Source organism: Rhizobium sp. OAE497, assembly GCF_040546565.1.
GTDB lineage: Bacteria > Pseudomonadota > Alphaproteobacteria > Rhizobiales > Rhizobiaceae > Rhizobium.
On record NZ_JBEPOA010000003.1, the window covers coordinates 764788 to 789315 of the forward strand.

The 24528-nt window shown below is 58.1% G+C and carries 27 protein-coding genes; 14 read left to right on the plus strand and 13 right to left on the minus strand.

What is annotated here, in order from left to right; genetic code table 11:
- Nucleotides 1-360, minus strand: a complete 360-nt coding sequence (locus ABIE40_RS30385) for a hypothetical protein (RefSeq protein WP_148194594.1) — start codon at nucleotides 358-360, stop codon at nucleotides 1-3.
- Nucleotides 361-634: 274 nt separating this feature from the next.
- Here ABIE40_RS30385 and ABIE40_RS30390 point away from each other — a divergent pair, with 274 nt between their 5' ends.
- From ABIE40_RS30390 to ABIE40_RS30400, 3 genes are all read left to right on the plus strand, one after another.
- Nucleotides 635-1297: a response regulator transcription factor gene (locus tag ABIE40_RS30390; RefSeq protein ID WP_148194627.1), complete on the plus strand. Its 663-nt coding sequence runs from the start codon at nucleotides 635-637 to the stop codon at nucleotides 1295-1297.
- Nucleotides 1298-1308: 11 nt separating this feature from the next.
- The gene (locus tag ABIE40_RS30395; protein ID WP_148194595.1) at nucleotides 1309-2658 is read left to right on the plus strand and encodes a sensor histidine kinase; all 1350 of its coding nucleotides are present in this window, start codon (nucleotides 1309-1311) and stop codon (nucleotides 2656-2658) included.
- 151 nt (nucleotides 2659-2809) lie between these two features.
- The gene (locus ABIE40_RS30400; protein ID WP_112718991.1) at nucleotides 2810-3235 is read left to right on the plus strand and encodes a sulfocyanin-like copper-binding protein; all 426 of its coding nucleotides are present in this window, start codon (nucleotides 2810-2812) and stop codon (nucleotides 3233-3235) included.
- Nucleotides 3236-3389: 154 nt separating this feature from the next.
- On the opposite strand, the gene ABIE40_RS30405 is transcribed toward ABIE40_RS30400, so the two are convergent.
- Nucleotides 3390-3587: a hypothetical protein gene (locus ABIE40_RS30405; protein ID WP_148194597.1), complete on the minus strand. Its 198-nt coding sequence runs from the start codon at nucleotides 3585-3587 to the stop codon at nucleotides 3390-3392.
- A 243-nt stretch (nucleotides 3588-3830) separates the two neighbouring features.
- Between ABIE40_RS30405 and ABIE40_RS30410 the strand changes: the two genes are divergently transcribed.
- Nucleotides 3831-4352: a hypothetical protein gene (locus ABIE40_RS30410; protein WP_199629734.1), complete on the plus strand. Its 522-nt coding sequence runs from the start codon at nucleotides 3831-3833 to the stop codon at nucleotides 4350-4352.
- A 681-nt stretch (nucleotides 4353-5033) separates the two neighbouring features.
- Here the strand turns inward: ABIE40_RS30410 and ABIE40_RS30415 are convergent.
- Entirely contained in the window at nucleotides 5034-5324 is a 291-nt protein-coding gene (locus ABIE40_RS30415) for a hypothetical protein (protein WP_199629733.1), read from the minus strand.
- 1121 nt (nucleotides 5325-6445) lie between these two features.
- On the opposite strand from ABIE40_RS30415, the gene ABIE40_RS30420 reads away from it, so the two are divergent.
- Entirely contained in the window at nucleotides 6446-6625 is a 180-nt protein-coding gene (locus ABIE40_RS30420; RefSeq protein ID WP_112719047.1) for a DUF3309 family protein, read from the plus strand.
- A 244-nt stretch (nucleotides 6626-6869) separates the two neighbouring features.
- Here ABIE40_RS30420 and ABIE40_RS30425 read toward each other — a convergent pair whose 3' ends face one another.
- Nucleotides 6870-7085, minus strand: coding sequence for a DUF3072 domain-containing protein (locus ABIE40_RS30425; RefSeq protein ID WP_112718986.1), 216 nt, complete (start codon nucleotides 7083-7085; stop codon nucleotides 6870-6872).
- A gap of 137 nt (nucleotides 7086-7222) precedes the next feature.
- On the opposite strand from ABIE40_RS30425, the gene ABIE40_RS30430 reads away from it, so the two are divergent.
- Entirely contained in the window at nucleotides 7223-7924 is a 702-nt protein-coding gene (locus ABIE40_RS30430) for a DUF72 domain-containing protein (protein WP_199629732.1), read from the plus strand.
- Here the strand turns inward: ABIE40_RS30430 and ABIE40_RS30435 are convergent.
- From ABIE40_RS30435 to ABIE40_RS30450, 4 genes are all read right to left on the minus strand, one after another.
- A complete protein-coding gene (locus ABIE40_RS30435; RefSeq protein WP_148194602.1) occupies nucleotides 7921-8523 on the minus strand; it encodes a J domain-containing protein in 603 nt (200 codons plus the stop codon). The genes ABIE40_RS30430 and ABIE40_RS30435 overlap by 4 nt on opposite strands.
- Nucleotides 8524-9474: 951 nt before the next feature.
- Entirely contained in the window at nucleotides 9475-9693 is a 219-nt protein-coding gene (locus tag ABIE40_RS30440) for a hypothetical protein (RefSeq protein WP_199629731.1), read from the minus strand.
- Nucleotides 9690-10490 carry an exodeoxyribonuclease III gene (gene xth, locus ABIE40_RS30445; RefSeq protein WP_199629730.1) on the minus strand — a complete coding sequence of 267 codons (801 nt, stop codon included), beginning with the start codon at nucleotides 10488-10490 and terminating at the stop codon, nucleotides 9690-9692. The genes ABIE40_RS30440 and xth overlap by 4 nt, the downstream gene beginning before the upstream one ends.
- A 3-nt stretch (nucleotides 10491-10493) precedes the next feature.
- The gene (locus tag ABIE40_RS30450) at nucleotides 10494-10670 is read right to left on the minus strand and encodes a DUF3606 domain-containing protein (RefSeq protein WP_199629729.1); all 177 of its coding nucleotides are present in this window, start codon (nucleotides 10668-10670) and stop codon (nucleotides 10494-10496) included.
- Between the two features lie 535 nt (nucleotides 10671-11205).
- Between ABIE40_RS30450 and ABIE40_RS30455 the strand changes: the two genes are divergently transcribed.
- A complete protein-coding gene (locus ABIE40_RS30455; protein ID WP_148194606.1) occupies nucleotides 11206-11442 on the plus strand; it encodes a hypothetical protein in 237 nt (78 codons plus the stop codon).
- 87 nt (nucleotides 11443-11529) lie between these two features.
- On the opposite strand, the gene ABIE40_RS30460 is transcribed toward ABIE40_RS30455, so the two are convergent.
- Nucleotides 11530-12405 (minus strand): SDR family oxidoreductase, encoded by an 876-nt coding sequence (locus tag ABIE40_RS30460; RefSeq protein WP_199629728.1) that lies wholly within the window; start codon nucleotides 12403-12405, stop codon nucleotides 11530-11532.
- 241 nt (nucleotides 12406-12646) lie between these two features.
- Between ABIE40_RS30460 and ABIE40_RS30465 the strand changes: the two genes are divergently transcribed.
- Both ABIE40_RS30465 and ABIE40_RS30470 read left to right on the plus strand, forming a co-directional pair.
- Nucleotides 12647-13489: an alpha/beta fold hydrolase gene (locus tag ABIE40_RS30465; RefSeq protein WP_354541249.1), complete on the plus strand. Its 843-nt coding sequence runs from the start codon at nucleotides 12647-12649 to the stop codon at nucleotides 13487-13489.
- Between the two features lie 314 nt (nucleotides 13490-13803).
- The gene (locus tag ABIE40_RS30470; RefSeq protein ID WP_199629727.1) at nucleotides 13804-15078 is read left to right on the plus strand and encodes a cation:proton antiporter; all 1275 of its coding nucleotides are present in this window, start codon (nucleotides 13804-13806) and stop codon (nucleotides 15076-15078) included.
- Between the two features lie 50 nt (nucleotides 15079-15128).
- Here ABIE40_RS30470 and ABIE40_RS30475 read toward each other — a convergent pair whose 3' ends face one another.
- The gene (locus tag ABIE40_RS30475; protein WP_199629726.1) at nucleotides 15129-15434 is read right to left on the minus strand and encodes an ArsR/SmtB family transcription factor; all 306 of its coding nucleotides are present in this window, start codon (nucleotides 15432-15434) and stop codon (nucleotides 15129-15131) included.
- 408 nt (nucleotides 15435-15842) lie between these two features.
- On the opposite strand from ABIE40_RS30475, the gene ABIE40_RS30480 reads away from it, so the two are divergent.
- The 4 genes from ABIE40_RS30480 (at nucleotide 15843) to ABIE40_RS30495 (ending at nucleotide 18598) form a co-directional block, all read left to right on the plus strand.
- Nucleotides 15843-16109, plus strand: a complete 267-nt coding sequence (locus ABIE40_RS30480; protein ID WP_246777681.1) for a YMGG-like glycine zipper-containing protein — start codon at nucleotides 15843-15845, stop codon at nucleotides 16107-16109.
- A 210-nt stretch (nucleotides 16110-16319) separates the two neighbouring features.
- Nucleotides 16320-17072 (plus strand): DNA polymerase III subunit epsilon, encoded by a 753-nt coding sequence (locus ABIE40_RS30485; protein WP_354541250.1) that lies wholly within the window; start codon nucleotides 16320-16322, stop codon nucleotides 17070-17072.
- 240 nt (nucleotides 17073-17312) lie between these two features.
- The gene (locus tag ABIE40_RS30490) at nucleotides 17313-18290 is read left to right on the plus strand and encodes a magnesium transporter CorA family protein (RefSeq protein ID WP_199629725.1); all 978 of its coding nucleotides are present in this window, start codon (nucleotides 17313-17315) and stop codon (nucleotides 18288-18290) included.
- Nucleotides 18291-18397: 107 nt separating this feature from the next.
- Complete coding sequence (locus ABIE40_RS30495; protein WP_112718976.1) at nucleotides 18398-18598, plus strand: response regulator transcription factor; 201 nt, start codon at nucleotides 18398-18400, stop codon at nucleotides 18596-18598.
- A gap of 205 nt (nucleotides 18599-18803) precedes the next feature.
- Here the strand turns inward: ABIE40_RS30495 and ABIE40_RS30500 are convergent, their stop codons facing one another.
- Nucleotides 18804-19844, minus strand: coding sequence for a phosphatidylglycerol lysyltransferase domain-containing protein (locus ABIE40_RS30500; protein WP_199629724.1), 1041 nt, complete (start codon nucleotides 19842-19844; stop codon nucleotides 18804-18806).
- A gap of 136 nt (nucleotides 19845-19980) precedes the next feature.
- On the opposite strand from ABIE40_RS30500, the gene ABIE40_RS30505 reads away from it, so the two are divergent.
- Nucleotides 19981-21168 carry a flavin-containing monooxygenase gene (locus ABIE40_RS30505; protein ID WP_199629723.1) on the plus strand — a complete coding sequence of 396 codons (1188 nt, stop codon included), beginning with the start codon at nucleotides 19981-19983 and terminating at the stop codon, nucleotides 21166-21168.
- Nucleotides 21169-21310: 142 nt separating this feature from the next.
- On the opposite strand, the gene ABIE40_RS30510 is transcribed toward ABIE40_RS30505, so the two are convergent.
- Nucleotides 21311-21727, minus strand: a complete 417-nt coding sequence (locus ABIE40_RS30510; protein ID WP_112718973.1) for a CBS domain-containing protein — start codon at nucleotides 21725-21727, stop codon at nucleotides 21311-21313.
- Between the two features lie 121 nt (nucleotides 21728-21848).
- Nucleotides 21849-23933 (minus strand): glycogen debranching protein GlgX, encoded by a 2085-nt coding sequence (glgX, locus tag ABIE40_RS30515; RefSeq protein ID WP_112719042.1) that lies wholly within the window; start codon nucleotides 23931-23933, stop codon nucleotides 21849-21851.
- Between the last annotated feature and the right edge of the window lie 595 nt (nucleotides 23934-24528).

Here is a 24528-nt window from a genome sequence, read left to right on the forward strand (position 1 = left end):
TCAACGGCGCAACTCACGTAGCGCTTCGCCGATTGGCCGGCCATGAGGCGGGGGACCAGGCGGGGGACGAAGTGCGTCGGTTCTCCCATTCTGATGGACGACGTAGCTAGCGTGCAGGAAGCCATGTTCGAAGCGGCCCTGGACGCTGACAGGCTCGTTGATGGCGACAATGCTTCCGCTCTCACCGGCGGGCCCCGTCTCGATCAGCGCCCGACCTGTCTCGTCCTGAACGATGAACTTGTTGCCGTATATTTCTGCTACCGTCCCTTTCACCGTGACGGTGCTCCAATCATCTTTCAGGCTGGAGATCGATGACGGTGTCAAAGGTGCGAGGTCGACGCTTGGGCGTGTGAATTTCATTGCTGCCGCTCCGCCAACCGCTCCTATGGCGAGCACGGCAAAGGCTGCGATGCCAAACGCGGCTACGTGTGCTGCTCCTCTCCGTCCGGGTTGTGGTCGTTCCAGATGAGCCGCTTCGTGGGTAGCTGGGTCATTCGACATGTTCGGTCTCCAGGTTGTTTTGACCCGCCGACTATAGTCCTGACCGCCCGACAGAGCCTGAACGCCCATGTTCAGTTTGAGTTAAGCGAAAACGCCCTATTTCGGATGGAGCATAGGATGATGTGGATTGAACATGCGCATTCTTTTGGTGGAAGACGACGTCGATCTTTCGGGCCGCATCGCAGCCAGTTTGCGTGCGGAGAATTTTGTGGTTGATATCGCCCGAAACGGTGAGGACGGTGAGCATGCCGGTTTGACGGAAATCTATGACGTTGTGGTGCTCGACCTCGGTCTGCCAACGAGTGACGGGGTCACGGTGCTTAAATCGTGGCGAAGCCAGGGACGTAACTTTCCGGTCATGGTCCTGACGGCGCGTGAAGGATGGCCAGACAAGGTTGCGGCATTCAAGGCAGGGGCCGACGACTTCTTGACGAAACCCTTCCGCTTCGAAGAGCTTGTTCTTCGCTTGAGGGCCCTGGTCCGACGCGCGGCAGGACACGCAGCTTCGATCGTGCAATGTGGCGACATATCCTATGATGCACAGCTCGGGACGTTCGAGCAGTCGGGACTTCCTCTCAAGCTGACAGCCTTTGAGTGGCGCGTGCTTTCCTGTCTTATGCTGCGCAAGGAAACCATCATTGACAAGCGCGAGCTGCTCGAGAGGGTCTATGAAGGCGACGCCGATGTCGATTCCAATTCGATCGAAGTCATTGTTGCACGGCTGCGGCGCAAGATCGGGGCGGACCGGATCGAGACGGAGCGGGGGCGCGGCTACAGGCTGACGAAAGGGACTTGATTCGGGACGCTATGCGAAAGCAATCGACACTGGCGGGCCGGCTTATATGGTTCTCGGTCGCTTACGCCTCGCTGGCGGTTATTGTCACGTCGCTTGTACTTTGGTTCGTCATTGCCGGCGTTGTCAGAGAGCAGGTCGATCAACGCCTGGACCTTCAGATCGAGACCATACGCAATGCAATCGTTATCGGTGCTGATGGCGGTGTCGGCTTGCGAGGATCTGTGGATGGCCCTCCTTTTGACCGGCAAGGTTCCGGTTGGTATTGGCAGGTCGAGGCAAAGGGCCAAAGGCTGTCGTCGCGTTCTCTTGGCAGCGAAACGATCGAGAGCCCACCGTCGCCGTTTGACTGGCGTCGGTTGCTGACAGGCACCTCACAAGCAGCCGACGGAGGTGACGGCCGCGGTGGGGATCTGCACTTCCGGGTCGCGAGGACTTTTGTCGGCGGAACCGGTTTGGAGATTGTCGCCTCTGCCCCCTCATCTGCGTTGAGCGTCCCCTCGAAGAGGGCATTGGTCTTTCTGGTTCCCGCGATGCTGATACTGGGTGCCTGCTTGATCATCGGAAGTGTTCTTCAGGTGCGCTTTGGACTTTCTCCGCTTCGCAGGCTTTCCGGTCAAATCGCTGAGATCGCGACGGCGCAGCGATCCGCCCTGCCGCCAGCACAAGCTGCCGAGCTTCTTCCTATAGTGGAGGAAATCAACCATCTGGTCGAAGCCAACAAACTTCGTCTGGCCCAGACCAGGCTTCAGTTTGCCAACCTGGCCCATGGGCTAAAAACACCAGTGGCAAGCCTTGGTCTTGCTCTCAATGATGATAACGATCCAAGCGGAGCGTCGAGGGCGCTCGTGGCGCGCATTGACCGGAACATCCGACATCACCTCGGTAGGACACGGTCCAGCTTTGCCGATGCAGGTCATTACTTTTCGATCGAGCTGGCTCCAAGGATCGACGATATTCTGGAGATGATGTCGAGGATCTACGCGGACCGCAAGATCGTCATCAGGAATAGCGTTTCGAGTGGGACCTTTCTGAACTGTTCGCCGGAGGATGCAGACGAAATATTCGCAGGCATCATCGATAACGCCTTCAAATGGGCGGCTTCGGAGGTTCAAATCTCAAGCACAATCGAGCAGGACAACGTCGCCGTCGTCATCGCTGATGACGGCCCGGGCATCGAGGAAGCCTTTATCGGTGACGTCCTTTTTCCGGGACGCCGGCTGGATGAGTCGAAGCCAGGCGATGGGTTCGGGCTTACTATCGCGGCAGAGCTGGCTGAAATGTACGGCGGTTCGGTCGAACTGGCGGTGCGACAAAGTCATGGCCTGGTGGTGACGATCAGACTTCCGGTCGCCATGCGTTGATCAGCCAGACGCTCTGTGCCCGCAGGAATACTGTCGTTGCCTCGCGCCTGGACGATGAGGCGAATATTTCTGTTATTTCTTGATTTCAGGTAACTGTCAGATTTCGCCCCTATGTGCCTCTGGTTTTGTTCAATCCAGGAGACCTGAACGCATGCTGCAAAACAAGAGCATTTTTGCTACGCTTTTAACGCTGTGCCTCGCGACGCCAGCGCTTGCCGCAACAACGGTGACGGTGACGGAAGGCGGAGAGGGCGGCGGACCAATGACCCTGACCGTCGACCAGCCGACCGTGAAGGCAGGCGACGTGCTGTTCAAGGTCCACAATGATGCGATGACCGAGGAACATGAAATGGTTCTGGTCAAGCTCAAGAGTGCCGACCAGCAGGTCTCCGTCGTCAAGGGCAAGCATCGCGTGGATGAGAAGCAGCTCAAGAGCCTGGGCGAAGTGTCCGACCTCAAGCCTGGGGCCGATGGCACACTGAAGGCCAAGCTCGCTCCAGGTTCCTATCTCTTGCTCTGCAACATCAAGGGGCATTACGAAGCGGGCATGCATGCCACTCTGACTGCAGTCAAATAAGCCGCCGTCGGGCGGCGTGGCGCCGCCAGACATCTTATTCGGGGCATGATGCGTCACTCTGCTGCATCCTTGCGCATAACACTTGCGGAGAGAAGAAGGCTTCTCGCCAACGCGTCACGCAATCGTAAGCCGTTTGGGTCTATGAGCATCTGGTCTAGAAGCAGTGGATCTCGTCGCAAGACGGATCGGCTGCTTCTTCCTGTGGGCCATCAGGTTCGACTGTCGCTGGTGCTGCAAATCCGATGTCGGCAAGAATTTGTGCTTTCGTCGCAATGGAGAACGCCTCGATGGCATTGATGAGGTCTTCTCGTCCGCCTCGACGATAGATTTCGGTCGCTTTTGCAAAAATCATGACGTCTCCCTCGCTGCGCACGCTCAGGCGTGCGCGCGATCCTTCGGAAGTAGGAGGAGCAAGGTGTTAGTCAACTCATCCGAAAGCGGTAGAGCGCGGCCAGCAGACGTGCATCAGCCGATCTCAACGTCCGGCTTTCGCAGGAGGCCGGGCACTGCCCGGCAGCCTATGATATTGGGCCTTCAATCGTCCTTTTGCGTCGCAACTTGCTCGGTCATTGCGGCCCGGTGCAAGCGGCGGTCTTTGCCGCGTGAAACCCTCGTCACCTCGCTACTTATATCTCGACTTTCTTCTGCCGCCATGCAACTAAAGATCGTCTGCCTTAGTGCCCAGGGGATTGATGTGTCAGTCAGCTATGACGAAATTCTGGCCGCAGCAAATGCAGCACTGGAGCCAACGGCTGCGGCATATACAGCGGTGCACGACAATGCTGGCAGCGCAAAGGTTAAGGCAGCGGTCGCAGGTGCCTGGAAGGCAGTTCATGAAGCAGCAGAGCTTGTCTTAGAGGCGGATCAACATGCGCTGAAGCGCTCGACATTTCGCGGCAACGACTTGAAAGAGTTGATCGGCATTGGAGTGGCCTTGGTGGAAGGGTCGATGAAGAAGACCATGGAACAACCGCGCCAGGTCGCCAATCTTTTGCGTGAGATCGAGACGGTGCTCCGAAACGTGTTCCGCTCGCTGAAAATCGTCGACGCGAGAGTTGAGGCTATCACAAAATTAACGAGCCCAGAACCCATTCGTGCCTCGTCGTCGGAGCGCTGACCGTGCCTTGACAGGCCGGGGTGGCATGTGGCGTGCAGTTCGGCTGTCGCGGGAAGTCGACCTCTCAATATCTTTAGAACCTCGCGGCGACTACGCTCATCGATCACGACCTTCCTCACGCCTTGGTTGTGCGCTTTATGTGCCAGCTGCTCCAGCGGTGTCTTCAACGCGTCCCACCGACCACACTATTGGCGCTTGGCCCCAAGCTGACGATATCAAGGAGCTCAGACATGCTGAAGAAGACCACTCCGAGCAGGACAAAAAGTGCCAAGCCGAGCAGCGCCGTTCGTTTTTTCATAGCGCAGAGCTAACGCAGTAGCGACACGCAACAATCGGACTTAGGTCCGACGTCTTTCTAAGATTTCCAAGTTCTGCAGTCTTGTCGGCCGGGTTGACGTCGCTGAGGCCTCGGCGCGAGCTCTTGCGGGGATATAGAACACCGCAAAGAAGCCTCGACAATTGCGCGGAGCTCGTCCATCGAGGCGGGCGCCGCTCGCCCAACAGGCGCGTCCTTTCGCGACGGACACCGGCAAACCGTGCGCACGAAGCTCACGACACCGTCCCGCATGGTGTGTACCACAATTTTGTTGACGATCGGCCGATGCAGTTGCAACTCCCGGCGGAGGCGTATCGCGGTCGATGATTGCTTGAGCCGAGGCGCCAATCCTGACGATGGGCAATTCACCGACTGTTGCGCTCGATCAGGCGATTGAGCTTGCCGTTGCCCCAGGAGTGATAAGATGCTCGAACCGGATTTCGGGGCTGCGGGGCAAGGCGGCGGTTGATGACGGACGAAAACAGCAGACGCTTGAGACGCGCATGGCCTCGGACGCCATGGCTGTACAAGTCGTGAAGCAGGGCGCGAATTTCGAACCATTCATCCTCTGATGAGATCGGCAGATCCTCCTCCAGCTCGCGCAGTATCTGGAGACAGGTTTCGCTCAACGGAGATTCTGTGCTTTTTTCCACCATGTTACAGGGACGATCCGCGCTCCAAGCTGGTAAGACACTTAAATTCGGTCAGACGTTTAAACGAAAATTGCAATTACGAAAAGCCCGCCGTACTTAAGGAGGCACCCCACAATGTCGGTTCTGCTGCTCAAGCCTCGCCGGCGAGCGTCTTGATCAATTCGAACAGGCTTTGTGATCATGACGAATGCTTATTCAGCGGGCCTGCCTCTTGGGGAGGCGGCGGGTCTTTGACTGCAAGAAGTGCAGCGTCGTGATCGTCAGTGTGGATATTTCTTCACCGAAAGGCACTACCGGTCTGGTCCCGGGTATGCCCGCAACTGCTGCAATCGGCCAACCCAATCCGGTCCGACCTAGTTCGTATTGTTGCACGTCCTGAAAAACAATCGCCAGCTTCTCAGGCAGAGCGGCTGAGATATTTTGAGAATTCTCCGGCATTGCAAACGCGCGCCCACATCAACGTCGACCTGGGACGGGATGGAAGGCGGACGTCGTGACATGACGGACCGTTTCTGATGGTTGGTCTCGGTAGAGGACGCGTGGGGTGCGAAGAGGCAATCCGACCGATCGGCGCGAATGTTCCTGCAAGCGCCGTAAGCGAAGAATGACACGAATGAAGGTGGTGAGCACTCTGTCGGTCTAGCCCGTCAAGCAGCGCCCCGGTATGCCGTCACTCGCTGCCGGGGTGTTGCGACGCAGTCTGAAAGCGGCAGGTGGGCTAGGCACTACCGCAATGGCCGCAACTGCCCCCGGCGGTCAAAGTCCTGCAAGTTGAGGACGTCGACCATCCGGTCGGCTTCTGGTCCGTCCAAGCAGTCGAGCGTGACGCCATGAAACTCTGCCGGCCATCCCGTAAATATGTCGATGACGGAATAATTCCGATCTAACGGGTTCTTCGAGATTTGGTAGCGTAAATGATCCATTGTGAGGACAAAATAACGTCGGTGCCACCGCGATCAAGAGGCTTGAGGGTCAGCTGCCACTCCTATCAGAACGGCTTTGTAAGGCGAGCCCGATTCGCTCGCGCATCAAGTTGGAGGCAACCTAGACATAAGGACTCTGGGCCCTAACTAACTGATTGCAGTGCCGTAATGGCAAAACTATCAATGGCGAAGGATGCTCATATGACAACACTCATAATCATCATTGTTCTTATACTCCTCCTCGGCGGCGGCGGCGGCTACTACGCCCATGGCAGATATGGCGGGCGCGGCTTGGGGGGCGTGCTTGGCCTTGTCGTTGTCATCCTGTTGGTACTTTGGCTGCTTGGTGCGCTGCATGGAGGCGCTGCCCCGCCAGTGTGATCTGCCAGGTTGGGTGGCGGCAGAGGTCGCCACCCGCCCCATGCCTTGGACAATTCGATCGAGCAGAGGCGGCGCGCATGTCCCTAATGAGACCCGGTCGATGGCGATCGCGTTGAACTTCGATGTCATGACGGCTACGGCGGCGAGACCTCCAGAGCACGATAGTCGATCGTTGCCAATGCCGTTTGCACCCGACGCAAGTCAGCCGCGTCGAAAGCACCTTGTGCGCCGGCGCGCCCCTTCGTCATTCCAGGTCGAGTGAGCGGCGTAGCTCCTCGATCCGCTTGGAGGCCTCTGCTTTTGTCAGGTCTTCCGCGAAGGCGTCAGAACGGTGCGCCTGCTCCGACAAGGTCTTGAGGTAGGAGCTTTGCGCCCCGGTCATTGGCTCGTCGCCACTCACCCAGTCGTCCGGGTCCTTCTGTGTGTTCGACGAACTATCCGGTTTTGAATTTTCACGCATGCCGATCTCCTGAAAACTGAAGTCGTTCCCCAAACGTTCCGGAAGCGCAGTGGTTCCGATCTATGTTGGCTGGTGTGGAACCAGGTTCAAGTCTGCTCCGTTTCGCCTTGATGATTGTCAGCTGCGAGGACATCGATTTGCCGACCATCGCTACTGCGGGCTGGTCCATTCCAAAGAAAAACGCCGATCGGTTCGCTGAAGAAGGAAGCGCCTTGACACGATATGCTTCCATCTTCGACGGCGTAGAGATCAATTCGACCTTCTACCGCCGACACCGGCCGTCCACCTTCGCGCGATGGGTCGACGCAGTACCGGATGCATTCCTGTTCTCGGTAAAGCTTCCGAAGGAGGTCACCCACGAGCGAGCGATGAGAGACATCGCTGCGCCGTTCCAGACGTTCCTTGGCGATATCGCACCATTGGACAAAAAGCGCGGACCTCTTCTTTGCCAGCTGCCGCCGTCGCTTGCCTTTAATGCTGAGGTGCTCGCACCGGCCTTCAGGATAATGCGCGACGCCGATGATGGACCGGTTGTTGTTGAGGCACGACACGCGAGCTTTTCGTGCAGCGAGGCATTGGATCTATTAAAGACATATGCGATGGACCGTGTTCTTGCGGATCCTGCGCCGGTCTGGCCAGCAAACGATTTTGACAGGCGACCAAAATACATTCGTCTGCATGGCACGCCAAAAATTTACTATTCAAGCTACAGCAAGGAGGAAATCCGTTCATTCTGCGATCTGCTGGCGTCGGACAGCTGGTGCGTTTTCGACAATACAGCTTCGGGCGCTGCAATCGAAAACGCAATGACGATGCGCCAGCTCCGCGAGCCATCCTAACAGAAGCCGCTGCCTTTGAGGATTCTATAGGCATTGATCGTGGCCCTAAGGCGATCCTCCGACTGCCGATCCCCGCTATTGGCGTCCGGATGGTCGAGTTTAAGCCGCTCTTTATATCGACGTCTTATGTCGTCTGCGGTGGCATCACGCGGGAGCGCGAGCGTGTCGAAGGCCTGGGCTTCAAGTGGCCTCAGCTTTCGCAACGAAATAGTGCCGGTCGGCTGGACGGCTTTTCCGCGCGCTTTCAGTGACTTTGCCGAACCCGAGGGTATCGACGAGGGCAGTGGCGTCTCCAAAGCCTGGTGATTTGTTCTGACGCCACGCGCCGGAATTCTGCCAGCGGCGGCGTCGAGCTGATATCTCGCGACGACGGGGTCTGATTTGCCTGGCGAGTAGTCGTAGCCCTTGCTGTACTGTCTCGAGTGTCCAGCGCAAAACATCAGGTAGAGCCCGTCGGCGGCGCCCCCAACCGGTGCGCGGTGAGTGCCGGCGCTTTCGCACCCTTCCCACTGACACTTAGGGCCAGTCTGCTCCTGAGTTGCGCTGCGCCGTCCACTGCGTGTTGGCCGGATGCCAACGAAGATCTTATTATCGCTCATTGGACTGCTATATGGCGAACACTTTGTGCAGGGCAAGCGTGCGATCGATCATCGTATCCTGACGGCAAACCTCGCGAGCCCTCAAGGCATAGTGTGACGGCGGTTCGGCCGGCAGTTACGACCTCGTCTCCCCTTTGACCTCCGCTCTCGCGGCCGGCGGTGACGTTCTTGAACGCAAACGAGATTGCACCGGTCTGTTCGGGTGAAGGGACCAGTTCGAGCGCTCTATTCAGCTCCCGGCGTCCTATCGTCGTGGATCATTGCGCTATGGACACTGAAAGACGGCGGGCTCGGCCTGAGGATGGATAAAAGAAAAGGCTCGTCGCATTCCGGTACGACGAGCCTTTGACATGCAGGGGTCTCGATCATCTTACTCTACTGCCCCGGCTGACATAAAGTAACAGCTCTAAGCTGTAGGGCAATTCATCCGAAAGACGTAGTTCACCAACCGGTAGGTTGTAGCGGACCGGCCCTCCGAAGAGATCTCGCCCTTTGACCTTGTAGGCCATCCTCAGCAACGCTCGGAGCAATTCTTGTCGTTCTCGCTGAGCAGCGGGCGCAGTCTGTGCTGACCGGTCTCCCATTCCCTGCTTTCAGAGCCTCCCGGCACTCGGTCTCCAATGCTCTTTTGCCGCAGTAATCTTTGATGAGGCCATGAACCATGGAGATTTCGTCAGGTTCAATCGGCTGCTTGCCGCGCCTGCCGAATGCCTGAAACATCCCATCGCCTAACCATGCCTATCAAGCGCGCAGACCACAGGCTGAGGAGACGCAGACGCAACGACATATCAAATGCGCGCGCCAGGAGGCGCGGCGGTGATGAAGGCCCAGCTCTCCTGTCGAACAAGTGCCGTCAGGATTGGCGATATGGTAACACGTCGATGCGATCGTTGGACCCACTGCTGTACCGCAGCCGAGGCTTTGCGCGGTCGACAGCTGGCCGCCACGGTTTCAATTCTTGTCAGCGGACGGCCAGTCGTTTGCAGGTTCCTCGACCACCGCACTGCCATCTTCCGCAGGGCCGGGGTCACGATCAAGCGCCATCCGCAGCTCATCGACCTCTTCGACGATCGCCCGCAAGACATCCTCATGCCTCGCTCCGGCAACCACGAAGGTGTCGACAAAATCTTCCAGCCGGTCGCGCAACCGCGCTCTCCATGTCTCGGTCATGATTTCCTCCTCTTCTTTACGATCTTGTCGCTGAGCTCGATCCATACGGGCGCGTGATCGCTTGTGTGGTCCCAACCGCGCACGTCTCTATCGACTTGCGCCGCCGACAGACGGTCCGCCGCCTCAGGGCTCAGGAGGACGTGGTCGATCCGAAGACCCGCATCACGGGCAAAAGCGTTTCGGAAGTAGTCCCAGAATGTATAGATGCGCTCGCCCGGGTAAAGGTGGCGCAGGGCATCTGTCCAGCCCTGATCAACAAGATCCTCATAGGCCTGCCGCACTTCGATCCTGAACAACGCGTCATTCGTCCAGCGCTGCGGCTTATAGACATCCAACTCCGTTGGCATGACGTTATAATCGCCGGCAAGCACGACTGGAACATCCAGCTCCAGCAGTTCCCTGGCATAGTCCTGCAAACGCTTGAACCAACGTAGCTTGTAGTCGAATTTCGGTCCTGGATAGGGGTTGCCGTTGGGAAGATAGAGACCGCCGATCACCATTCCGTCGACGATGGCCTCGATGTAGCGGCTGTGTTCGTCAGCCGGCTCCCCTGGAAGCCCTCTCCTCGTAAGATGCGGGTGCTGTCCTTTGGCAAGGATCGCCACACCGTTCCAGGACTTTTGGCCATGCCAGACGGCGCCATAGCCAGCTGCCTCGATGGCTTTGACGGGAAACTTATCCTGCGGCGCCTTGAGCTCTTGCAGGCAAACGATATCGGGATCCGCCTCCTGCAACCACCGTAGGAGGACTTCCAGCCGGCCGTTGACGCCGTTGACATTATACGTCGCGATCTTCACGGCTCAGCGGCGACTGATGTCTGCTTCCACGTTCTTGCGACAGTTTCCAGCGCTCTTGATGGCCTTCTTAACAGCGTCTGCAGAAACGCCCTGCTTCTTTGCTTCATATCGAACCTCGTAATCCTGACCGCCCGCTACTTTTTCTCGGTCCTGAGCACGTCCCCTCGATGTGGTTGCCATGGACAGTTTCCGGATATATTGCCTCGGTATGCAGAAACGATCGAAGAATCAGTAAGTTCCATGGGCCGGGAGCATGATGGTTTGAAGGATGGAGCAGCCATCATCGTCGAACAACCTGGGGCGGGACAGACACAGCCATCGCGTCAGTTGTTGCTGCAGATGCGGATGCAGGATACTAAGGCTCCGGCTGCAAGCAACCCCCGGCCGTGGAACCGATTTGCCGGGTAGGCCATTTCTGACGCATGCAAACGCGAAGCCTTTTCCTCATTATTTCGCAACCCGTCGCCTGGCTGACGGGACATCGATTGGCCTTGGCGGGGGCATTAGGCGCTGTGACGGTCTGGTCAGTTGGTGGATGGATTGGCGGCCTGCCGAAGCTGTCGCGGCTTGCGAACGTTCTTCGGGCAGGCCCGTGACTGCCCCGGCGATCCTGCTCCTGTTCCACGGCCTCCTCGATGCACTCTGTCGGCTAACCGCTTGCTCATCTCGCGCAGTTTAGAGACGGACCGAGCACGCGTGAATGCGGGACGTTGCGATGGGCGTATGGCAGGAACGGTGCCGGCTGCTGCGCCTTGTCGCTCGGATGGCCAAAACCTCTTCCTTAGATGGCTCACCTGCCGAGATCTTTTTCGCCACCGGTTACGAACCCTCGCAAGCCCAATACGCCAAGTCCACTCGCGGCATTCCCCAGCGGGACTGTGATCAGCACGACGACACATTCTCGAGTTTCATGTTCGAGCCGATGCCCGACATCGATTGTTCGCCATCATGAGATTTCTCGCATCGACATCGCTGCTGCCGTACAATGGAGCGCTTGGATGGCGTGTCTGTTGGTCCGCATCGGCGTTTAGCCGCTCTCTCACGGTTGCCCGCCGCCGCCTGCTGCGCCATAAATTTGTCCGGTGGCGTAACTGGCCTCAGGATCTGCGAGCTGAACGTAGATGGACGCCAGTTCTGCCGGCTGTCCCGGGCGCCCCATCGGTGTGTCGCCTCCGAACTTTTCCAGCTTTTCCATCGTGGCGCCCCCGCTGACCTGCAGCGGAGTCCAGATTGGGCCGGGCGCGACACCGTTGACCCGGATGCCTTTGGGGCCGAGCTGCTTGGCCATAGATTTGGTGAAATTCATCATCGCGGCCTTGGTCATGGCGTAGTCGACGAGGTTCTCTGAAGGATCATATGCTTGCTCCGAGGTTGTCTGGATAATCACGGAACCTGGCTGCATGTGCTTGAGCGCTGCCCTTGTCAGGAGGAAGGTTGCGTAGATATTGGTTTTCATAGTCGCGTCGAACGCCTCGTAGGTGATCTCTTCGATCGACTTTGCTTGCTGTTGGCGGCCGGCATTGTTGACCAGTATGTCGAGGCTGCCGAGCGCAGCCACCGCATCTTCTACCAGTTTTTCACAGAAGGCCGCATCCCGCAGGTCGCCGGGAAGCGATATGCCTCTACGGCCTTCCTTCTGGATCAGCGCGATCACCTCCCGTGCATCGGGCTCCTCATCCGGAAGATAGTTGATGGCGACATCAGCGCCTTCGCGGGCGTAAGCGATGGCTGCCGCGCGACCCATGCCGGAATCGCCCCCGGTGATCAGCGCCCTGCGTCCCGCAAGACGGCCAGAACCCTTATAGGAAGCCTCCCCGTGATCGGGCTTGGGCACCATCCTGCCGGCAAGGCCTGGAAATGGCTGACTCTGCTTCTGGAATGGCGGTTTCGGGTACTTTGTTGTAGGATCGTCCATCTGTGCATTCTCCTGCGTGTTCGAGGCAGGCGAAGCCTTGGAAAGCCGAGGCTGCGAGCGTTACGCTTGCCGCAGCAATCACCGATCGCCGGGTCATGGGGACGGAGTGTTTGGGTGTGATGACAGCTCTTTCAGCGTTCGCGGCTTCGGTCGCCCACCAACTTAGGTAACGCTGCGAGGTTCCCTGCTTCGGAACCAAGAGTGCTCTTATGGTGTTGCGTCCTTGAACCGGAGTACCATCATGCCGCACCTTGAAACGGACAGCCTGCGAATAGTCTTCGACGAAACTGGAGTGCGTCATGGCCAGCCGGTTCTCGTTCTTCACGGATGGCCCGACGACGCTTCCACATGGTCGTCTGTCACGTCGCTGCTGGGGAACCGAGACCTTCGACTGATTGCGCCATACTTGCGGGGGTTCGGTCCGACCGTATTTCGCAACGGCAGTGCATTGCGCAGCGCGAACGGTGGCGCCCTTGCGATGGACGCCATAGCCCTCATGGACGGCCTGGGCATTGAGCGGTTTTCCGTCGTTGGCCACGACTGGGGCTCAAACATCGCCGAAGCCCTCGCCATTGGCTGGCCCGAGCGCGTCGACCGGATGGCGCTGCTTTCGTCGCTGCCGCGCATGGGCGGTTTGAAGACCCCTTCATTTCGGCAGGCCGAGCGATACTGGTACCATTGGTTCATGGCGACGAAGCGCGGAGCTGAGGCGATCCATGACGATCCGCATGGCTTTGCCCGCATCCAGTGGGAAAACTGGGGGCCTGACGGCTGGTTTGACGAGGCAACTTTTGCCTCGGTATCGAAGTCCTTCGATAATCCGGACTGGGTCGCTGTCACGCTGCACAGCTATAGGGTTCGTTGGGGGGAAGCCGAGCCCGATCCGCAAAGCGCATGGCTTGAAGACCGCGTCAGGCAGACACAGTCGCTCTCGCTGCCGACGGTCTACTTCCAGGGGCTGGAAGATGGCGTCAATCCGCCTGAGCTCTCCGAACACTTGCACGAAAAGTTCTCGGGCCCCTTTGAAAGGATCATTCTTCAGAATGTCGGACATTTTCCGCAACGCGAGGATCCGCAATTGTAGCGCGAGAACTTGCCATATTCCTTGAGCAATAGGGCCCTAGGAACAGGTAGGCTGCAGTCGACGTTTATCTTGTTGGCCGAAGGGACCATGTTCATGTTCAAAACGACCGACGCCGATCTCGAACCGCGCAGTGGCAGCCCGAGCGCCCGGCGACCTGAGGGGAAGATCAAGCGACGCTTCATGAGCCAGTGTAGGGACGCAGCGCATCAAAAGCTGTCGTTGGAGCTCGCAAAGGTCTTCGATGCAGCCCGGGATGCAGACAAGCACGTCGCGGCTGGATCCGCCATCATACCCGCGTGGGAGAGATGACCGGAGTGAACACCTACGTCGTTACGCTCCTGATCTTCGGCGCCGTGGTTTTGTTGACCGCCTGGCTGCCCATGGCGCTGAGGCGGGTCCCTCTTTCTTTGCCCATCTGCTGCATTGCCATCGGAATGGCACTCGCCTGGTCTCCATTCACGCCTCTGCCGCAGTTCAACCCGCTGGAGAATGTAAAATGGGCCGAGCACTTGACGGAGTTCGTGGTCGTCGTTGCCTTGATGGGGGCTGGCCTGAAGATCGACCGGCCGCTCGGTTGGGCACGATGGATGATCACCTGGAGATTGCTGGGGATCGCCATGCCTATCTCGATTGCCGCGATCGCGCTTCTTGGGTGGAGCGTCCTCGGTCTTGGAGCAGCGTCTGCTCTTTTACTCGGTGCAGCACTCGCACCCACCGATCCTGTTCTTGCAGCAGATGTTCAGGTGGGGCCGCCGCAGACAGGTGAGGAAGACGACATCCGTTTCGCGTTGACGTCGGAGGCCGGCCTGAATGACGGGCTGAGCTTTCCTTTTGTAATGGCGGCGATGGCAATCGCCGGCAGCACGGCCGGTCATTCGGACTGGGTCTTGCCCTGGCTGGCTGTCGACGTCGTCTGGAAGCTCGCCGTGGGCGCCGGAACGGGATGGATTGTCGGCCGCGCGCTTGGATACCTCACCTTTAAGGTTCCGGAACGAAGCCGGATCGCACGAACTGGCGACGGGCTTGCAGCGCTCGGTTTCACCTGCGTGGCCTATGCGATCGCCGAACTCGTCCATGGATATGGGTTCGTGGCGGTGTTTGTTGCTGCGCTGGCGTTGCGCAGTGTCGAACGACACAGCAGCTTCCATGGCGAGCTTCACGATTTCGGCGAACAAATAGAGCGAATGCTGATGATGGTGCTGCTCGTCTGCTTCGGATCAATCGTCGCTGAAGGATCGCTTCTGCAAAAGGTGGATTGGCGAGTGGCAGTGGTCGCTGTTGTGACTCTTTCGCTTGTGCGACCGCTGGCGGGTTGGCTCAGCCTGATGGGCTGCCGGCATTCCGTTGCGGAAAAGGCGATTGTTTCAGTGTTCGGCATCCGTGGATTAGGATCGATCTACTATCTCGCCTACGCATCCGGGAAAGTGCAGTTCGAAGGAATAGAGACAATATGGGCAACAGTTCTCGTCATTATCCTGGCGTCAATTGTGCTGCACGGCATTGCGGTGACGCCGGTGATGCGGTGGATCGACCGGCGACGCGGCGTCGACAAGATGAAGCCGGCGCCAACGCCTGACGCGACCGATTGATTACCTGTTTGCCGGGCTGCCAGCTGGGCGCAACCCCGATCACCGGAAATCTACGCGCCCGGCGGGCGGGATCCAAAGATCTCGTCGAGGGCTCGCAACAAACTGAGGATCCGGTGGTCGTCGGTCCGGTAAAAGACCGTTTGAGCGCTCCGCCTCGTTTTTACCAGCTTGTCCGCGCGCAGTTTGGACAAGTGCTGTGAGAGCGCCGATTGTGAGAGGTCCACGTGAAGCATCAGGTCACCGACCGATATTTCCTTGTGGGCCAGAACGAGCAGTATCTTCAAGCGATTTTCGTTAGCCATCGCGGACAGCAAGGCGGCTTTGTCCTCAAAAGCGTCGTCCGGTTCTAAGGTCATCGAGGAATCCGAGAATGCTGGTTACGATGCGTGGCGCCGCCAGTGTAGATCGGCTCTCAGGCAATGCAATTAAATATTCTAACGACGCTATGTTTTTCGTGCCGCACGATAAGCGAGAATCAAATGGCGCAGGGTGTTTGGCGAGATCTCCAAGAATACCGACATCGGCGTTTCGCCCTTAATTGGCGCGCGCGGGTGCGTTGACGTCGAGACAAACCCGTTGCGGCGACTTCACTCATGATCGAATCGATCTCTGCGAAGGCGCGCATCGAAACAATGCCTGCGGTAGGCAGAGGTCGGACCTTGGTCCGATGCGACGACGCGGACGGAACAAAACCTGACTGGTGCGGTTTGAGGGAGACCAAACGCCTCGCGTCGTGGGGCTGCGGACAACCAAGGAAACTCGTCATGTTCAAAAACCTATCACTTGTTTTGGCTTTCACCGCGACCTTGCCGATGTTGACGGCTTGCACAGCCACCGAGAAGGGGACCGCAATTGGCGCGGGAACGGGTGCCGTCATCGGCGGAGCCGTCACGAATAGCTGGGGAGGAGCCGCGGTTGGTGCAGTTGCCGGTGGCGTCGCAGGCGCTTTGATCGGCCGTTCGACCGAACATAGAGGCTATTGCATCTATCGTGATCAGTATGGCCGCAAGTACGAGGCGCGGTGCCGCTAGGCCGTCGGGTCGTTCGGTATCCGCTCCAGCTTGTACGGGGACCGTTGCTCGCTCGCGAGAAATTGGTTCCCGAACAACTGCGCAGAAAACCAGGACCGCTAGATTCGCAGGTCAAAAGCTGAAGCCACTCTGAAGCCGCCTAGCTGCTGGATCGCGAGCAGGGTGGGCAGGACTAATGTCGACGCGTCGGAAATTGCGAGAGGTGAGCAGGTGGCCGAGGCAGCGAGAGTTCGGGTCATTGACCTGGAGACCGCGGGAAACGGCCCCAACGATGTATGCGAGATCGGCTGGCAGGACGTCGTCCAGGCGCCAGACGGACGCTGGGGGCTGGATGCCGAACGCGGCTCGTTCCTGATTGACCCAGGTCGTCCCATATCGCCGGAAACAATGGCGATCCATCACATCCTCGACCGAGACGTGATCGGCGCGCCTCTGTGGAAGCAGGCCGCAGCTTCCGTCCTTCAGCCGCGGCAACCAGTCGCGGCACTTGCTGCACATCGCGCCGCCTTCGAACGACGCTATTGCACGCCCCGGCTTTGCGCAGGGGCGCCGTGGATCTGCACATGGAAGTGCGCCCTGAGGCTATGGCCGCATCTGCCGCGGTTCTCGAACCAGATGCTGCGTTACCAGCGCATGCCGGTTGGGCTTGTGCACGAGATCGGTCTGCCCGCCCACCGCGCGATGCCAGATGCATATGTGACAGCTCATCATCTGCGTGACATGCTGAATGAAGCTTCACTCGAGCAGTTGCTGGCATGGAGCGCTCAACCGGGCCTGTTGCCCCGCGTCCCCGCAGGATCCGAACGCGGCAAGGCTTGGAGCCAAGTCGATTTGCAACTCCTTCAGGGATTCCTCAAGGATCGAGACGCCGACATCCGGTTTACTGCCGAAATGGAATTGGCCCGGCGGGAAGACAAATCCTCCACGGTAAAAGAGCCGCCAATCCAGCCACGCCTGCTTTAGCACTCGTTTCGGTCGCCACGGGCCGCATGGCGGGACCCGTCCAGACAGAGGAATTATGCGCTTGCTATGATCTCCTGGACTTCAAGTTGAGGGGAGAGGAACGGTGAGGCATCCGGTCGAACATTCGGCAACGGGTCACTCAGACGACCGGGCAAAGCACCCACGAGCGACGATATGGCACCTGGCCGCAAAAGGGATGCCTGTCATATCACGATATGCTGGAATTTTGAGGAACCGAGAGTGCTAAAAATCTATCGTGACATTGACGGAACTGTCAGGGCTGGCCAACCTCAAGACACATTGCCTGGTCGGGTAATCTGGATGGACCTGATCGATCCCGACGAAAAGGAAATAGCGTTTGTCCAACATCGGGCGAAGGTGCGTGTTCCGACAAAGGAAGCGCTGAGCGAAATCGAGGCGTCCAGCAGGCTCTCCAAACAAGGTAACCGGCTCTATCTCAGCGCGCCTGTCGTTGCCCACGCCAGCATCGAGCATGCTGAACTGTCGCCAGCTGGGTTTATCGTCGGTCCTGACTTTCTCGTGACCGTACGCTTCGAAGCCTTGCCCGCTTTCGACGCGGTGGCCGATCGCATCAAACATGATGAAAGCCTGTCCAGTGGAATGGGAGTTTTTGTCGCGCTGCTTGAGGCGATGGTCGATCGTGGTGCAGATGCCCTTGAGCATCTGGCCACTGCAGTCGACCACGTGTCCCGTTCGGTCTTCAAAGGCAACCTCAGGGGATCTACGTCCTCTCGAAACGCCAATTTCACCTTGCGCCTGGCGCTTTCGAAAGTTGGCAGGCTGGGCGACCGATCATCGAAAGCGAGAGATGTTCTCCTCGGTGTCGGGAGGATGGCGTCGTTCACACTCGATGTGTGTCATGACATGCTGTCGGACGAATTCCGTGACCAGCTCCACGCCGTTACCAAAGACGTCGCTTCTTTGAGTGACTATGAGACCCATCTTTCTGACAAGACACAGTTTCTGCTCGACGCCGTTCTTGGCTTCATCACCATCGAGCAGAACGACATATTCAAGGTATTGACCATCGCATCGGTGGTGGGCGTCCCGCCCACCCTGATGGCAGGCATATGGGGGATGAACTTCAAGTTCATGCCTGAACTTGGCTGGACTTGGGGTTACCCATTTGCCTGGGCGGTCATCGCCTTGAGTGCCATACTGCCGCTATTATGGTTCTGGCGGAGAGGGTGGTTTTGATGCCGACCGAGGGTGGTCTGTCATGGGAATGTTCTCACGGCCTGCTGTTTCGCAAAAAAGCTTTGACCAGAGGGTGAACCGCGCGAAAGAGTCACCATATCGATCTTATGGAATACCATCTGTCCCCGCGTGAGCGAGAAGTGCTGACATTGATGTGCGATGGCAAGAGCGCCCAGGAAATTGCAGACATCCTGGGGATATCGGTCTACACCGTGCGCACGCATATCGATCGACTGAAGGACACGTTCTGCGTCTACAAAGACACGGCGCTGGTGGCTGCTGCGTTCAGAACTGGCGTGATACATTGACTGGCCGGGGCAGGCTTGCGAACCCGGGCAGTGCTGGCTTGTTGCGCCCTGAACGCCGAACCTTCAGGGGGAGGCGCATAAGCCTCGATTCGACATTGCAGGGATGACATTCGAAGATAATCCGATGAGCGGTTTGAACCGGTTCGGTCTGGGGATCGCACGTCGCGGTCGGCTCATCGCACATGTTCATCGCGGAGTGACACGACTAAAGCGTTTTGAGCAGGCGGAGTAACGCGATCATCTCTATCGGGGTCGGCCTCTTGAACGCAATGTAGGTGGGAACTTCTTCCCCATGAAACCGGCGCTTGAACGCCGCCTGACCACGCAAGTTGAATATATGAGTGTTGACCTTTTCAGACAGGAAGGCCTTCTCGAACAAGGTGCGCCAGAGGCGGCTCTCGGCAAACCCGCTCGCGGCGATCGCTGCAAGCGGCGATAGGCCAAGGGTAATGCGCGCGCGTCCCTCTTCGCGGAAACGGTCAGCAGCAAATTTTGTCAGCCCGACCTCGGCATGTGGTGTCGTTCCCTCGAGCTTTCGCTTGAAAGCTGCCGTGTAGCCTGTCACCACGCCGTCTTCAAACATCGGATCGAAATCGAGGATTGCAACTGGATCGCCTTGTGGGCTCAGGATCACAAAGCGACGCAAATGCGGTGATAGTTCCGGAAAGAAGGGTCGATTCAGGAAGCGCATTTCCCTCCGGCTGACGATCCGCCCAGCACGCCAGCTTTCCGAAACGGTCTTGATCTGGTCGGCCTGGGTCCTGGTGCCGTCACACTCGGCGATCGTGTAGCCTTGCTTGATCAGCCATCTCTCGGAATAGCGGACCGTTTCGTTCCGTTTGCCGCTGAAACTGTGGGTATCGAAGGTCAAATGTGTATCGATCCCCATGTGATTGACGCGATATCCCATCGTTGACAGAACCCCCGCCGTTTGCGGCCCGACTTGGACGAAACAAGGATTTCCGGCCGCTTGAACAAAGTCTCGTACATATCGTTCGTGCTCACTCTTTGGTGCAACGGGATCGCCCAGGGCGAACGTGTGGCCCATCTTGGTCGCATAGGCGACATATCCCTCGTCGTCCCCGAAGTGTTTCAGGTCCCGCTGAACGGCGGTCGAGTAGGCGAGGGCGAAGTCACCGTGCCTACGACAGAGCTCCAGCTTCTGGCTCGCGGAAAATCGAACGTCCGGGATATGAGATACGCGTCGGTCGAGTAGATCATCGAAGACCCTGCGGATGTTCGGCATTGCGTTCCCCTGGTGGTCACGCACCTTGCGCACAGTTGAGAGTCGTTACCAAACGCGAAAGCATCCTTCGTCCGATACCGTACAATCGTCAGCGGGCGGCGTTGCGCCCGTATTCTGTTTTAGTCATGGTTGTCGGATGGAAGCGCAAGCGAATGTAGAACGAGTCGTTATCGTCGGTGCCGGCTTGGCAGGACTGACGGTTGCCTATCACCTTAAAAGGTTGGGAATTAAAAGTCTTATCTTGGACAAAGGCGGCAAGATCGGCGCCTCCTGGTCTGCGCGCCACCAGCAGTTGACCCTCAATACTCACCGGAGCGTGTCACACTTGCCGGGTCTGCAATATCAAATTGGAACGCCAGCGTTTCTGAGGCGAGATGACGTTGTGCGCCATCTCGAGAGTTTCGCGCAGCGCCATACGTTCCCAATACGCTTTAACGTAGATGTCACTGGGATCAGCAAGGCCGGCTCTTGCTTCGTGATCACATCCAGCACCGGTCCTGTCTTTGCCGAGCATGTAGTTATTGCAACAGGGAGGGACCACGATCCACGATGGCCACAAATTCGTGGTGTTGAAACCTTCACCGGCCAACGCATCCACGCGAGCGACTTTGGCGACGTGAAGCAATATGCGGGAAAACGCGTCCTCGTTGTGGGAGGGGGAAACTCAGGATTTGACATCCTGAACCATCTTTGCCGGGTTGATACTGAAGAAGTTTGGCTCTCCGTTAGATCGGGGTCAGCGGTTCTTCCCAAGCGCTTGAGGGGTATCGCTGTGCATCGACTGTCCCCGCTCATGGACATGTTGCCATCAGCGTTTGCCGACCTTGCGATCGGTTTCACTCAGCGGCTCGCTTTCGGAAACATTCAAAGTTTCGGCTTTCCGAAGCCCGGTCGGGGAGCAGCGACCCGGCTCAGATGCGATCACATTGCCATCCCTGTCGACGACGGAGCAATGGGCGCGATAAAGGCGGGCCGGATTGCGGTCGTCCGCGAGGTCGACCGCGTAGTTGGCGGCACGGTTTATCTGGCCGGCGGCGACATTGTCGAGCCAGACATTCTCATCGCAGCGACCGGCTACGGCCCACGACTGGGATGTACTCTTGGCGATCTTTCCGTACTGGATGCCAAAGGTAATCCAATCCTCGGTTCCGACAATGTGTCATCAAGTGTTCCGGGTTTGTGGTTTTCGGGGATGACGCCAGGCCTTGTCAGCTATTTCAGAAGTGCCGATCGAGAGGCTGGGAAGATTGCGGCAGCCGTGGCTGCAGAGCCGCAAAGGCCAAGGACAGCGGTCAGCCGGTTGGATGAATGGGCCGAGGACTGAATTTTGCATAGGTCCGAGCAGGCATTCTGGAGGCGGTCGAGCCAATGACAGGGCGCAACTGCGCTGCCCCTATCAGACCACGCATCAACAGGCAGCCCGTGTGGAAGGTGCAGGACGCCAGCCGACGTCACGCACTCCTGACCTACCGAGCGGAAACGTCGTCACTGATCTCCTCCAGGGCAACGCCGGCAAGTTCTTCGTTGATGCCCGCAACGTCGCCCAGAGACAAAATGCCGACGATTTTCCCGTCATCATCGAAGACCAGAAGCCGGCGCATTTGCAATTCGGACATCCGATCCGCCGCCTCTCGCAGATTGTCTCCTTCGAGGCAGCTTTCCACGCCTTCGGTCATGATCGACGATACCGCCTCATCATATCCGATCCCCTCGGCAACGCCTCGAATGACGATGTCGCGGTCCGTCACGACACCGAGCACTTCTCCGTCGACGACCGGGATAACCCCGGAATCGATCTCCGACATAAGCCTCGCGACCTCCCTGATGCTCGAAGCGGGAGCGGCCGTTACCACCTGCCGTGTCATCACGTCTTTTACCTGCATCGCCTTCTCCTTTTGGACGTCCCATGCCAAGCCAAAGTTCCTTTCCGGAACCCAACGATTATACGCATCCCAGCGGACTGCTGGATGCACGATCCAGGCTTACGGAGCAACGCGCGGCGCACTAGGCGCGTGGCGACAACACCACCAGACTGCGCGGTGCGAGAACGTAGGTTTGCGCATCCCCAATGTCTTCGTCGCTCCGATCGGGCTCGTCAGTCGCCAATTCGACAGCCCAGCCGCCGCCAGGGCTATCTGGGAGAGAAAACTCTATGTCACCATCATGGGGATTGAACAGAATGATGACGTCAGTCAAGCCCTCGCACGCTTGGCTGTCGCACGCCAATCGCAAGCCGATTGTCGTGCTTCCGGCATCGGCCCATTGCTCTTCGGTCTGTTCACCCCCGCCTGGATTCAGCCAGGCGACTGTCATGCCGTCACGCCAGCTTTCTCGCCGCAAGATCGGGTTGTCGTTGCGGAGTTTGATCAGCCTGGTAACGAACTCGCGAAGCTGATTGGCGGTATCGGGCAAATCATCCCAGTGAATCCAGCTGAGCTCGCTGTCCTGGCAGTAGCCGTTGTTGTTTCCCATCTGGCTGCGGCCAAACTCGTCTCCGGCAAGAAGCATTGGAGTGCCGTGGGAAAGGAAGAGTGTGGCGAGGAAGTTGCGCTTTTGGCGCTCACGTATGACATTGATGTTTTCATCGTCGGTCGGACCTTCGACACCGTAGTTGTCGCTGCGATTGTCGCTGTGGCCGTCATTATTGTCTTCGCCGTTGTCCTCGTTGTGCTTCTGCGCGTACGATACAAGGTCGTTCAAGGTAAAGCCGTCGTGCGCTGTCAGGAAGTTGACGCCAGCCCATGGCCTGCGACCACGAAGATCGTAGACGTCCCCGGAGCCGAGCATGCGTGCGGCGAAGTCGCTCGTCGTGCCGTCTGTATCCTTCCAGTAGTCGCGTACTGTGTCACGATACTTGTCGTTCCACTCGGCCCAGCCCGGTGGGAAGCCGCCGACCTGATATCCGCCTGGGCCGATATCCCATGGCTCACCAATGAGCTTCGCCTTAGACAGTACCGGGTCCTGGCCTACCGCGTCGAAAAAGCCGCCGCGCTGGTCGAAGCCTTCCGGTTCGCGACCGAGAATTGTGCCTAAATCAAAGCGGAAGCCATCAACGTGCATTTCGTCCGACCAGTACCGTAGGCTGTCGGTGATCAACTGGAGGACGCGAGGGTGCGACGTATTGACCGTATTTCCCGTGCCTGTGTCGTTGATATAATAGCGAGGCTCTCCGGGCATCGTCCGATAGTAGGAGAAATTATCGATGCCTTTGAACGACAGCGTCGGCCCAAGTTCATTGCCTTCAGCGGTGTGGTTGTAGACGACATCCAGAATAACCTCGATGCCGTTATCATGAAACGCACGGATCATGTCCCTAAAGCCGGCCATGCCGCGGGGGCCGTAATAGCGTGAGGCGAGGGCGAAAAACCCGAGTGAGTTGTAGCCCCAGTAATTTCTTAGCCCCTTGTCGAGAAGATGCGCATCGTCTGGAAACCAGTGGACCGGAAGAAGCTCGACGGACGTGACGCCCAGACTGCGGATATACTCGACGATCTTCTTGTGTCCGAGGCCCTCGTAAGTCCCACGCAGCTCTTCGGGAACCGCGGGGTGGAGCTTGGTGAAGCCTTTCACATGAGTTTCATAAAATATCGTTTTCGACCAGGGGATCTGGGGCTGTTTCGCATGCTTCCACTCTGCGGCGGAAGTGTCGATGACGCGGCACTTCGGCATCGCTGCTGCGCTGTCGCTCTCGTCATACGACAGATCCTTGTCCTCGCTGTCCATCTGGTAGGCAAATTGCTCCTGCCCCCACCGGATGTCCCCGACGAGTTCGCGAGCGTAGGGATCGACCAGCAACTTGTTTGGATTGAAGCGATGCCCGTTTTCGGGATCATATGGTCCGTAAACCCGGTACCCGTAGAGCGACCCGGCTTTGAGGCCAGGAACATAGCCATGCCAGATTTCGTTGGTAAACTCCGGCAGCGTGATCCGGTTGGTCTCGACCTTGCCGCTCTCGTCAAACAGGCAAAGCTCGACGCGCTCTGCATGAGCGCTGAAAATCGAAAAATTTACGCCGTCCTTGTCAACGGTTGCACCAAGACGCGTCCAGTCGCCGGCAAGCACGTCTTTACTGTTATGAGAAGCTGTCATGTCAAACCCCAGAGCAATGGCGCGATGGAAACTTGGAGGCACGTGAATGGTTCCAGTTCCGTCCGGCAATTATCGCGACGCTGCATCACGAACAGGCCATCAGCGGATTGGGTCGGAGGAGCGAGGATCCAACTGCGCCTGTTCTGATCTTCGTCCAAGATGGACCGGTGGTTGGGCGATGGCCTATGTCGGGGAGGATAAAAGGATGACCGGGCTCAGACAGCGTCGATAAGCGCTGTTTACAAGGCTCCGTGCCATGGCGGCCGAAACGTGTCTCGACTGATAGCCGTCGCAACGCTCGTCGTTCCGGCGAGCGGTCGGAAGATATTGCAATTGCAGACAGCACCTTCGGATGTCGCACCACGGTGACGCGCCAGCTTGTATCAGATTGCAGACTTGGAGATTTGGTCCCTGACGGGCGGCGCCAGTCTTCACAAGAAGGAGCGCTGCGCTTCCAGTTCTAAGGGGCTTCTCCCGACAGCGCCAGCGCCTCAAGGATTTGACTGAACTCTGCTCAGCAGGACAGCGTCGAGCCGCGAGCGTTTAGCCTGGTCACAACAGATGAAATCGAAGAGCGCCCACATGAAAACCCCCG

Coding starts and splice junctions, on each gene's coding strand:
- ABIE40_RS30435 (WP_148194602.1), bottom strand. CDS start 8,523: ATGAGCGATAATAAGATCTTCGTTGGCATCCGGCCAACACGCAGTGGA.
- ABIE40_RS30425 (WP_112718986.1), bottom strand. CDS start 7,085: ATGCGTGAAAATTCAAAACCGGATAGTTCGTCGAACACACAGAAGGAC.
- ABIE40_RS30415 (WP_199629733.1), bottom strand. CDS start 5,324: ATGGTGGAAAAAAGCACAGAATCTCCGTTGAGCGAAACCTGTCTCCAG.
- ABIE40_RS30495 (WP_112718976.1), top strand. CDS start 18,398: ATGGAATACCATCTGTCCCCGCGTGAGCGAGAAGTGCTGACATTGATG.
- ABIE40_RS30460 (WP_199629728.1), bottom strand. CDS start 12,405: ATGGACGATCCTACAACAAAGTACCCGAAACCGCCATTCCAGAAGCAG.
- ABIE40_RS30440 (WP_199629731.1), bottom strand. CDS start 9,693: ATGACCGAGACATGGAGAGCGCGGTTGCGCGACCGGCTGGAAGATTTT.
- ABIE40_RS30510 (WP_112718973.1), bottom strand. CDS start 21,727: ATGCAGGTAAAAGACGTGATGACACGGCAGGTGGTAACGGCCGCTCCC.
- ABIE40_RS30420 (WP_112719047.1), top strand. CDS start 6,446: ATGACAACACTCATAATCATCATTGTTCTTATACTCCTCCTCGGCGGC.
- ABIE40_RS30400 (WP_112718991.1), top strand. CDS start 2,810: ATGCTGCAAAACAAGAGCATTTTTGCTACGCTTTTAACGCTGTGCCTC.
- ABIE40_RS30475 (WP_199629726.1), bottom strand. CDS start 15,434: ATGACCTTAGAACCGGACGACGCTTTTGAGGACAAAGCCGCCTTGCTG.
- ABIE40_RS30480 (WP_246777681.1), top strand. CDS start 15,843: ATGTTCAAAAACCTATCACTTGTTTTGGCTTTCACCGCGACCTTGCCG.
- ABIE40_RS30450 (WP_199629729.1), bottom strand. CDS start 10,670: ATGGCAACCACATCGAGGGGACGTGCTCAGGACCGAGAAAAAGTAGCG.
- ABIE40_RS30405 (WP_148194597.1), bottom strand. CDS start 3,587: ATGATTTTTGCAAAAGCGACCGAAATCTATCGTCGAGGCGGACGAGAA.
- ABIE40_RS30390 (WP_148194627.1), top strand. CDS start 635: ATGCGCATTCTTTTGGTGGAAGACGACGTCGATCTTTCGGGCCGCATC.
- ABIE40_RS30505 (WP_199629723.1), top strand. CDS start 19,981: ATGGAAGCGCAAGCGAATGTAGAACGAGTCGTTATCGTCGGTGCCGGC.
- ABIE40_RS30455 (WP_148194606.1), top strand. CDS start 11,206: ATGGGCGTATGGCAGGAACGGTGCCGGCTGCTGCGCCTTGTCGCTCGG.
- ABIE40_RS30465 (WP_354541249.1), top strand. CDS start 12,647: ATGCCGCACCTTGAAACGGACAGCCTGCGAATAGTCTTCGACGAAACT.
- ABIE40_RS30395 (WP_148194595.1), top strand. CDS start 1,309: ATGCGAAAGCAATCGACACTGGCGGGCCGGCTTATATGGTTCTCGGTC.
- glgX (WP_112719042.1), bottom strand. CDS start 23,933: ATGACAGCTTCTCATAACAGTAAAGACGTGCTTGCCGGCGACTGGACG.
- ABIE40_RS30385 (WP_148194594.1), bottom strand. CDS start 360: ATGAAATTCACACGCCCAAGCGTCGACCTCGCACCTTTGACACCGTCA.
- ABIE40_RS30500 (WP_199629724.1), bottom strand. CDS start 19,844: ATGCCGAACATCCGCAGGGTCTTCGATGATCTACTCGACCGACGCGTA.